This window comes from Acidimicrobiales bacterium (assembly GCA_035630295.1).
Taxonomy (GTDB): Bacteria; Actinomycetota; Acidimicrobiia; order Acidimicrobiales; family Iamiaceae; genus Iamia.
Map to the genome: position 1 here is coordinate 106,369 of DASQKY010000027.1, position 9,048 is coordinate 115,416.

At 74.0% G+C, this 9,048-nt stretch carries 7 protein-coding genes; 1 reads left to right on the forward strand and 6 read right to left on the reverse strand.

Translation table 11 applies throughout. The annotated features are described in order from the left end of the window. Positions 1–2: 2 nt before the first annotated feature. The 6 genes from VEW93_07315 to VEW93_07340 form a co-directional block, all read right to left on the reverse strand. A complete protein-coding gene (locus tag VEW93_07315; GenBank protein ID HYI61598.1) occupies positions 3–239 on the reverse strand; it encodes a Trm112 family protein in 237 nt (78 codons plus the stop codon). 3 nt (positions 240–242) lie between these two features. Continuing rightward, positions 243–1,622, reverse strand: coding sequence for a phosphomannomutase/phosphoglucomutase (locus VEW93_07320; protein ID HYI61599.1), 1,380 nt, complete (start codon positions 1,620–1,622; stop codon positions 243–245). A 186-nt stretch (positions 1,623–1,808) separates the two neighbouring features. Beyond that, positions 1,809–3,014, reverse strand: coding sequence for a glycosyltransferase (locus VEW93_07325; protein HYI61600.1), 1,206 nt, complete (start codon positions 3,012–3,014; stop codon positions 1,809–1,811). Then, positions 3,011–6,115: a hypothetical protein gene (locus VEW93_07330; protein ID HYI61601.1), complete on the reverse strand. Its 3,105-nt coding sequence runs from the start codon at positions 6,113–6,115 to the stop codon at positions 3,011–3,013. The genes VEW93_07325 and VEW93_07330 overlap by 4 nt, the downstream gene beginning before the upstream one ends. Further along, the gene (locus VEW93_07335) at positions 6,112–6,885 is read right to left on the reverse strand and encodes a CPBP family intramembrane glutamic endopeptidase (protein HYI61602.1); all 774 of its coding nucleotides are present in this window, start codon (positions 6,883–6,885) and stop codon (positions 6,112–6,114) included. The genes VEW93_07330 and VEW93_07335 overlap by 4 nt, the downstream gene beginning before the upstream one ends. Positions 6,886–6,976: 91 nt before the next feature. Further along, positions 6,977–7,213: a DUF3499 family protein gene (locus VEW93_07340; protein HYI61603.1), complete on the reverse strand. Its 237-nt coding sequence runs from the start codon at positions 7,211–7,213 to the stop codon at positions 6,977–6,979. A gap of 75 nt (positions 7,214–7,288) precedes the next feature. Here VEW93_07340 and ftsH point away from each other — a divergent pair. Next, positions 7,289–9,048, forward strand: a 1,760-nt coding sequence (gene ftsH / locus VEW93_07345) for an ATP-dependent zinc metalloprotease FtsH (GenBank protein ID HYI61604.1), incomplete at its 3' end; no start/stop codon positions are given.

Sequence of the window (9,048 nt, forward strand, 5' to 3'; positions counted from 1 at the left end):
GGTCAGGCCTCGAAGGTGGGGGTGATGCCGTCGGCCTCGGCCTTGGCCACCAGGCGGTCGTGCTCGGCGTCGTCGACGTCGGTGGCCTCGTCGACCAGCATCACCGGGATGTCGTCCTCGATGCGGTAGCTCCGGTGCAGGCGGGGGTTGTAGAGCGTGGCCTCGTCCTCGAAGTACAGCAGCGGCCCCTTGTCGTCGGGGCAGGCCAGGATGTCGAGGAGCTGGGGGTCGAGGGCCATGGGCTACTCCGTGCGGGAGGGGGCGGGCTGCGCCGCGCCGGTGATGAGGGACAGGACCTCGGCGACGCGGGTGTCGCACTCGTCCCGGGTGGGGGCCTCCAGGTTGAGACGCAGCAGGGGCTCGGTGTTGGACGGCCGCAGGTTGAACCACCACGGGCCCAGGTCGACGGTGAGCCCGTCGAGCCGGTCCTGCTCGGCGTCGGGGAAGGACCGGGCCACCTGCTCGATCACGGCCCGCGGGTCGGGCACCTGGGTGTTGATCTCGCCGGAGGCGGTGTAGCGCTCGAAGGGCAGCCGCATCTGCGAGAGGGGGATGCCGGCCTTGCTGCGCTGCTCCAGCACGTGCAGGGCGGCGATGAGGCCGCTGTCGGCCCGCCAGTTGTCGCGGAAGTAGTAGTGGGCCGAGTGCTCGCCCCCGAAGGCGGCGCCGGTCTCGGCCATGACCGCCTTGATGAGGGAGTGGCCGACCTGGGTGCGGATCGGGGTGCCGCCCCGCTCGCGGATGATCTCGGGCACGGCCTTGGAGCAGATGAGGTTGTGGAGGATGGTGGCCCCCGGCTCCTTCTCCAGGACCCCGGCCGCCACCATGGCCGTGGTGGTCGAGCCGGAGATGGGCTCGCCCTTCTCGTCGACCACGAAGACCCGGTCGGCGTCGCCGTCGAAGGCCAGGCCCACGTCGGCCCCGACCTCCAGCACCCGGGCCCGCAGGTCGGCCTGGTTCTCGACCTGGATGGGGTCGGCCGGGTGGTTGGGGAAGGTGCCGTCCAGCTCGCCGTACATGACCTCCAGCTCGCAGGGCAGGCCGGCGAACACCGCCGGGACGACCAGGCCGCCCATGCCGTTGGCGGTGTCGGCCACCACCTTCAGGGGGGCCAGCGCCGCGGTGTCGACGAAGGACCGCACGTGGTCGGCGAACTCGGCCAGGGCGTCCCGGGTGCTGAAGCGGCCGGGCTCGGCCGGGTGCGGTGGCAGGCCCTCGGCGGCCAGGGCCCGGATGCGGTCCAGGCCGGTGTCGCGGCCCACCGCCCGGGCCCCGGTGAGGCAGAACTTGATGCCGTTGTACTGGGCCGGGTTGTGGCTGGCGGTGAACATGGCCCCCGGCGCCTGGTAGCGGCCGGAGGCGAAGTACACGAGGTCGGTGGAGCACAGCCCCAGGTCGACCACGTCGAGGCCCTGGTGCTGGGCCCCCTCGGCGAAGGCGGCGGCGAACTGCACCCCGCTGGGTCGCATGTCCCGGCCCACCAGGACCTGGGTGGCGCCCTCGGTGTCGGCCGCGAAGCGGGCGAAGGCGGCCCCGATGGCCCGGCACGCCTCGACGTCGATCTGGTCGCCCACCGTGCCCCGCACGTCGTAGGCCTTGAAGATGGCATCCAGGTCGGCCATGGCCCGCCGACCCTACTCGGTGCGTGATCGGGCCCCGGCGAGGCCGAACCCGTTCTGAGGCGCCACGGCACATCCCCACGTGCGCAGGCGCCTCAGAAGCGAGATGGCTCCCGGCTCCTCCCGTTCTGAGGCGCCACGGCACACGCCCATGGGCACAGGCGCCTCAGAACGGCCATGGCCCGGCGGTCAGGAGCCGGTGCGCTCGACGCCCGCGGGGGCGTCGCCGGCCAGGGGCAGGGGGTGGTCGTACCAGCCGGCCCGGCCCCCCCGGACGATGCGGGCCAGGTCCCGCACCAGCACCACCCCGTCCCGCACCACGTGCACCGTGGAGCGCTCGGCGTTGACCACCCGCACCGGCACCTCCCGCACCGACAGGCCGTCCCGCTCGGCCAGGTGGAACAGCTCGACGTCGAAGGCGAAGCCGTCGATGCGGGCCCGCGAGAACAGCGAGCGGGCCACGTCGCCCCGGAACGCCTTCAGCCCGCACTGGGTGTCGCGGTGGGCTCCCAGCAGCACCGCGTAGGTGCCCAGGTTGATGAGCCGGCCCCCCAGCTCCCGCAGCCGGCGGGCCCGGACCAGGGTGGCGGTCTCGGTGTGGACCCGGCTGCCCACCACCACGTCCCACCCGGCCTCCACCTGGGCCAGCAGGTCGGCCATCTGGGCCGGGGGGTAGGACAGGTCGGCGTCGGTGAAGGCCACGGTCCGGCCCCGGGCGGCCAGCGCCCCGGCCCGCACCGCCGCGCCCTTGCCCCGGTTGGCGGGCAGGACGATCACCCGGTCGGCCCCGGCGCCCTCTGCGGCCGCCGCGGTGCCGTCGCCGGAGCCGTCGTCGACCACCACCACCTCCAGCTCGGCGGGGGCCACGGTGGGCGCCAGCTCGTCGCGCACGCGCCGCACGGTGGCGGCGATGCGGTCCTCCTCGTGGTAGGCGGGCACGACCACGCTGAGGCGCACCTCCCCCGGGGGTGCGGGCCGCTCGACCCGCTCGGACAGCTCGGCCCGAACCGTGCCGAACAGCACCCACCGGTAGGCCACGAACCGCACCACCGACGCCACGGCGATGGCCGGCACCTTGGCCGCCACCAGCTCGGGGGCCGACTCCCAGCCCGTCAGCTCGACCAGGGCCCGCAGCACCAGGACGTCGACGGCGCCGGCCACCACCGCCCCCATGACGAAGGCCGACGGGTGGTGGACCCAGCGCACCGACGGGTCGCGGCCGAAGGTGATCTGGCGGTGCAGGGCGAAGCTGGCCCCGGCCGCCACGGCCAGGGCCAGGGCGTCGGCCGCCACCACGATGAGGCCCAGGCCCCGGGCCAGGACCAGGAGCAGGCCGACGTCGATGGCGGTGGCGATGAGCCCGATGGAGGCAAAGCGCCGCAGCCGGTGCCTCACCGCGGCCCGGCCCCGCGGTCGTCGTCCGGGGCCGGCGGTGCCCCACCCTCCGCGAAGGGAGGCGGCGGGTCGTCCCACGTCTCGGGCGGCCCCCACCGGGCCACGGGCGGGCCGTCGTCGGGGGGCTCGGGCGGCGTCCAGGCCGCGGCCCAGGCCTCGGCCGCGGCCTGCTCCACCTCCTCGGTGCGCTCCCGGCGCCGGCGGGCCAGCAGGCCCTCGGGCACGGCCACCGGGCCCCGGCGCCAGAGGCCCATGGCGGCCAGGACACCCAGGGCGGTGAGCAGGTAGGCGGACCAGTCCACGGTGGTGCGGGCGTAGTGGAAGCTGACCTCGGTGGAGGTGGGGACCACCACCATCAGGTTGGGCGACACCCGCCACGGCCCCTCGGCCCCGGTCACCTCCCAGTTGGGGAAGTACGACACCTTGACCAGCACCGGGGTGCCGGGCCGGTCGACCCGGAACGAGAGGCTCTCGTCCCCGGTGCGGACGTCGCTGACCTCGGCCCTGCGCACCTCGCGGGCCGGGAAGGCGGGCAGGTCGCGGTCGCCGTAGCGGCGATGGGTGCCGTCCTCCTCGTCGTAGGGGATGGCGGGCACGTCGACCCGGGCCCAGGAGTCGGGGCCGTCGACGGTGAAGGGGACGTCCCACCGCTCGGGGTCGCTGAACCAGGCCGACGCCACGTCCAGCCAGCTGTCCTGGGTGGGCTCGACCCCCCGGGCGACCACGGGCTCGTGGTCGAGGCCGACCACCAGCGCGGTGGCCTCCCGGTCGAGCTCGTAGACGTGCCACGGCCCCGACACCGCCACCTCGGTCAAGCGGTCGCTGGTCGCGGCCTGGGACACCGCGGTGGGGCTGAAGGCCATGTAGTAGCGCACGCCCAGCATCTCCAGCTGGCTGAGCCCGCGCTCCAGGTCGAAGCCGGAGTAGGGCAGGTCGCGCTGGGAGCACGAGCCCTGCTGGGAGAGCTGGCACTGGACCAGGAAGTGGTACGGCGTGGTGGTGGAGGACTCGAAGTACAGGCCCTCCATGGAGCCGATGCACCCGTCGGTGAAGTACGGGAGCATCATCGGCGACATGGTCGTGCCGTAGGTGGTGAGCCGGTCCGAGCCGAACTCCCAGAAGGCCCGGCCGCAGCCGTGGTCGGGGTCCTCCCCCAGGCCCTGCATGGTGGCCACCAGGTCCCGGTACTCGGGCCAGCCGCCCTGGCCGTCGGGCACGGCGGCGCCGGGGGCGGCGCCCTGCACCGGGCGCTGGCCCTCCAGGCCCCGGAAGTTGTACTTGGCCCACCCGGCGCCGGGGTTGCGGTAGTCGCGCACCACGCCCAGCCACTCGGTCTTGCCGTCGGTGCGCTCGGTCCGGCCCGGCAGCACGTCGAGCGGCCCGCCCAGGAAGAGCAGGGTGGCGGCCAGGGCCGGCAGGGCGGCACCCACCCCGATCCAGGCGGTGGGCCGGTACGGGTCCCGTGACACCAGGACGGCCACGGCCCGGATCACCTCGGCCACGCCCAGGGCGGCCAGCAGGAACAGGGCCAGGTAGTAGAGCGGCAGCACCCGGGCGTTCCACAGGCGGCCGTCGGGGATCCACACGAACCCGGCCGCCCCGGCCACGGCCAGGCCGGCCAGCAGGTAGGCCAGGCGCTGCTGGAAGACGGCGCCCACCACCAGGCCGCCCACCGCCAGCAACAGGGGCCACAGCAGGGCGCCGGGGGTGAGGTAGGTGAGGATGTCCTGCGGCCCCTCGTCGCCCCCGGTGCCCGGCGGCTGGGGGATGAGCCCGGCCTCCAGGGCCGAGACGTGCAGGAGGGCGAAGCGGGCCAGCAGGGCCAGGGCCAGGCCCCCGAGCACGGCGCCGGGCACCAGCCAGCGGCGGCGGGCCAGCACGTGCACGGCAGCCACCGCGGCCCCGACCCCGGCCACGACGGCCACCGCCAGGACCAGGGCCTTGCTGCCCGACCCGATGTGCTCCCACACCGAGATCGAGGTGTCGCCGGTGGTGTGGGGCAGCGGCTCCCAGCCCATGTCGTTGACGTACGCGTGGCGCGAGGCGAAGGGCAGGACCCAGAAGGCGGCCAGCAGGCCGGCCACGGGGCCCACGGGCAGGAACCACCGGAGGCGGGCCCGCCCGGGCCAGATCACCAGGGCCAGGCCGGTGGCCACCAGCATGTAGAAGGCCGGGATGATGTGGCACAGGCCGCACAGGGCCAGGAGCACCGCGGCGGTGGCCCGCCCCTCGCCGGTGCGCACGCCCCGGAGCAGGAAGCCCAGGTAGAGCAGGCCGAGGGTCAGGCTGATGGAGAACGAGAACTCCCCGGCCATGGTCGAGGTGAGGTTGCCGCCGATGATGTTGCCGGTGCCCGAGTTGCGGGTGGGCTCGATGTTGTAGAGGAAGAACAGCGAGCCCAGGGCCAGGGCCGGGGGCACCGGGAAGGGGGCGCCGGCCAGGCGGCCCAGGGCCCAGGCCGCCACCGGCAGGGCCACCATGCCCGACACCACCACCAGCTTGAACGACACCCCGTAGGGCACCGGCAGGACCAGGAGGGCCAGGAACGCCCCCACGCCGAACAGGGCCCAGCGGTAGCGGGCCAGGCGGGGGACGAACCAGCCCAGGGGCAGCAGGGCCAGCACCGCCGGGAGGGACAGGACCAGCAACGGCGACCGCACCCCGACGTGGAGGATCACCACGGCCAGCATGGGGACGACCATGTAGAACTGGAAGGCGGGGAAGCCGGCGTACCAGTCGGGGCTCCAGCCCGTGAGCCGGCCGTGGGGCAGGATGTCGCGCATCAGGGCCATGGGGCCCCACACGTGCGAGCCCATGTCGCCGCCGGTGGGCGTGTTCTCGCTCAGGATGAGCCGCGGGTCGACGGTGATGAACACGAAAGCGGCGCAGCAGGCCACCACCAGGCCGGTGGCCACCGTGTCCCACGAGGCCCCCGCTGTCCGTCGCCCAGCCGCGACCAGCACCTCGCGGACGTGGTCCCAGCCGCTCCGGCGCCGGTCACCGGGCCCGTCGGCCGTCTCGGCCGGCTCGGGGCCGGGACCGTCGAGGGGGTCGCCGGGCCACCGGTCCGGGCCCAGGTCGGGCTGGTCGGTGGTGGTCACCGCAGCACCAGGCCCAGCACCGACTCGCACTCGGCGTCGGAGGAGAGGGCCACCAGGAACAGGACCGTGGTGGCGTTGAAGGCCATGTGGGTCAGGATGCTCGGCCCGAGGCGTCCGGTGCGGTCGGCCAGCAGCCCGAGCACCAGCCCGAAGGCGACCAGGGCCGGGAGCTGCAGCAGCTGGAAGTGGACCAGACCGAAGGCCACGGCGGTGACGGCCAGGCCCGGGCCCCGGCCCAGCCGAGCCACCGCGGCCCGTTGGACGAAGCCCCGGAAGAACAGCTCCTCCACGATCGGGGCCCCGATGACGGTGATGAGCACCAGGAGGGCCACGCCCACCGGGTCGTCGGCCTTGTCGGCCAGCCGGCACGCCGGCTCCCGGAGTTGGTCGCCATCCTCGCCCAGGAGCCGGATCCAGGGGGCCGACACCAGGGGCACGAGGACCAGCTGGCAGGCCACCCCCAGGGCCAGGCCCACGACGGCGTCAAGGGGGCGGAACCGGATCCCCAGCTCCGATCGGAGGTCGCCGCCCCGGCCCCGGACCAGCAGCAGGATCGAGCCCAGCATGCCGACCCACAGGGTGGCCTGCAGCAGGGCCACCACCACCAGGGAGGCGTCCTCGCTGTCCTCCACCCCGGCGGCGGCCAGGATGAAGCCGCCCAGCACCAGGCTGATGGCCATGGAGGCCAGCGCGGCCAGCGCCACCTCGCCCAGACCCCAGCGGGGAGGGCGGTCGTCGGGGGGGGCGGGGGCCGGGGAGGGAGCGCTCACGGAGGTCAGATCGCGGGCGACGGGTCGGTGCGGCCCCACGGAGGGGCGAGGTTACCGGCCGGGGCCCGGGGGCTCCCGGTCGACCCGGCGCTCAGCTGGCCAGGGCGTTGTCGCCGAAGAGCGGCAGGGGCACCACGTCGCGCCGGTCCCGCAGCTGCCAGCCCACCGGCACCGACAGCCGGTCGGCGTGCCGGGGGCACAGGTCGTGGGTCATGGGGTGGGCCTCGTCGCTGAGATGGGCGATCCAGACCGTGGAGGTCCCGTACTCGTAGGCGAGGGTGGTGGCCGCCGTGTCGTGGCAGTCGGGACGTGCGCAGCGCCGGGCCATCCCGGGAGGCTACCTCCCTCCGGAGAGGGCCCCTGTGATGGCCGCGTCCGCGCCGGAGCCCCCTACCATGTCCGCATGTCCCAGCAGGGTCCGCAGTCCCCCCCTCCTCCTCCGGAGCGCTCCCCTGACGGCCCCGGCGGCCGGGCGTCCGGCAAGTCCGAGCCGGGCTGGCCCAAGTGGTCGCTCTACGTCCTGGCCGCCGCCTTCGTCGGGGTCCTGGCCCTGGCCGTCACCTCCGGGGGCAGCTCCGGCACCGAGATCTCCTACTCCCGCTTCCTCGACCAGGTGGAGGCGGGCAAGGTCAAGACCATCGAGTTCGACAACGGCACGGCCAAGATCGAGGGCACCTACTCCGACGGCAAGGACTTCACCACCACCGGGTTCCGCGAGGCCCCCCAGGAGATCATCGCCGTGGCCCAGGAGCACGACGTCGAGCTCAAGCCCAAGACGCCGGGGCCGGGCTTCCTGGAGACCTGGCTGCCGATGCTGATCGTGTTCGCCTTCTTCGGCGGCCTGCTGTGGCTGCTCAACCGGCGGGCCCAGGGCCAGATGGGCAACATCATGTCCATCGGCCGCAGCCGGGCCAAGACCTACACCACCGAGCGGCCGGGCACCACGTTCGCCGACGTGGCCGGCTACGAGGGCGTCAAGGGCGAGATCACCGAGGTCGTCGACTTCCTCAAGCACCCGGAGAAGTTCGGCCAGATCGGGGCCCGCATCCCCAAGGGCATCCTGCTGGTCGGCCCCCCGGGCACCGGCAAGACCCTCATCGCCCGGGCCGTGGCCGGCGAGGCCGGCGTGCCCTTCCTGTCGGTGTCGGGCTCGGACTTCATGGAGATGTTCGTGGGCGTGGGCGCCAGCCGGGTCCGCGACCTGTTCCAGTCGGCCCGCAAGCTGGGCCGGGCCATCATCTTCATCGACGAGATCGACTCCATCGGCCGCAAGCGGGGCGCCGGCCTGGGCGGCGGCCACGACGAGCGGGAGCAGACCCTCAACCAGATGCTCTCGGAGATGGACGGCTTCGAGGCCACCGAGGGCATCGTGATGATGGCGGCCACCAACCGGCCGGACATCCTCGACCCGGCCCTGCTGCGGCCCGGGCGCTTCGACCGCCAGGTGGTGGTCCCCCTGCCCGAGGTGGACGAGCGGCTGGCCATCCTCAACGTCCACTGCAAGGACAAGAAGATCGACGCCGACGTCGAGCTCCGCACGGTGGCCCGGGGCACCCCGGGGATGAGCGGCGCCGACCTGGCCAACCTCGTCAACGAGGCGGCCCTGTTCGCCGTGCGCCGGGGCGACGACAAGGTGCACATGCAGGACTTCGAGGCGGCCCGTGACCGGGTCCTCATGGGCCTGCGGCGCGACTCGATGGCCCTCTCCGACGAGGAGAAGGAGATCGTCGCCTACCACGAGGGCGGCCACGCCGTGTGCGCCGCCGTCCTCCCCCACGCCGACCCGCTCCACAAGGTGTCGATCCTCCCGACGGGCATGGCCCTCGGCGTCACGCAGCAGCTGCCCGAGGAGCGCCACCTCTACCGGCAGGACTACATCGAGGACTCGCTCGTGGTCCGCCTCGGCGGGCGCATCGCCGAGGAGCTGGTGTTCGGCGTGCTCTCGACGGGGGCCAACAACGACCTCCAGGGCGCCACCGAGCTCAGCCGCAAGATGGTGCGGGAGTGGGGCATGAGCCACCGGGTCGGCCCCATGGCCTGGGGCTCGCACAACACCGTGTTCCTGGGCGAGGACCTCATGTCGACGGCCCGGGAGTACAGCGACGACACCGCCCGGGTCATCGACGAGGAGGTCGAGCGCATCCTGCGGGAGCAGGAGGAGCG

Excerpts from the sequence above, each read along its gene's own strand:
- VEW93_07315 (HYI61598.1), bottom strand. The coding sequence starts at position 239 with ATGGCCCTCGACCCCCAGCTCCTCGACATCCTGGCCTGCCCCGACGAC.
- VEW93_07320 (HYI61599.1), bottom strand. The coding sequence starts at position 1,622 with ATGGCCGACCTGGATGCCATCTTCAAGGCCTACGACGTGCGGGGCACG.
- VEW93_07340 (HYI61603.1), bottom strand. The coding sequence starts at position 7,213 with ATGGCCCGGCGCTGCGCACGTCCCGACTGCCACGACACGGCGGCCACC.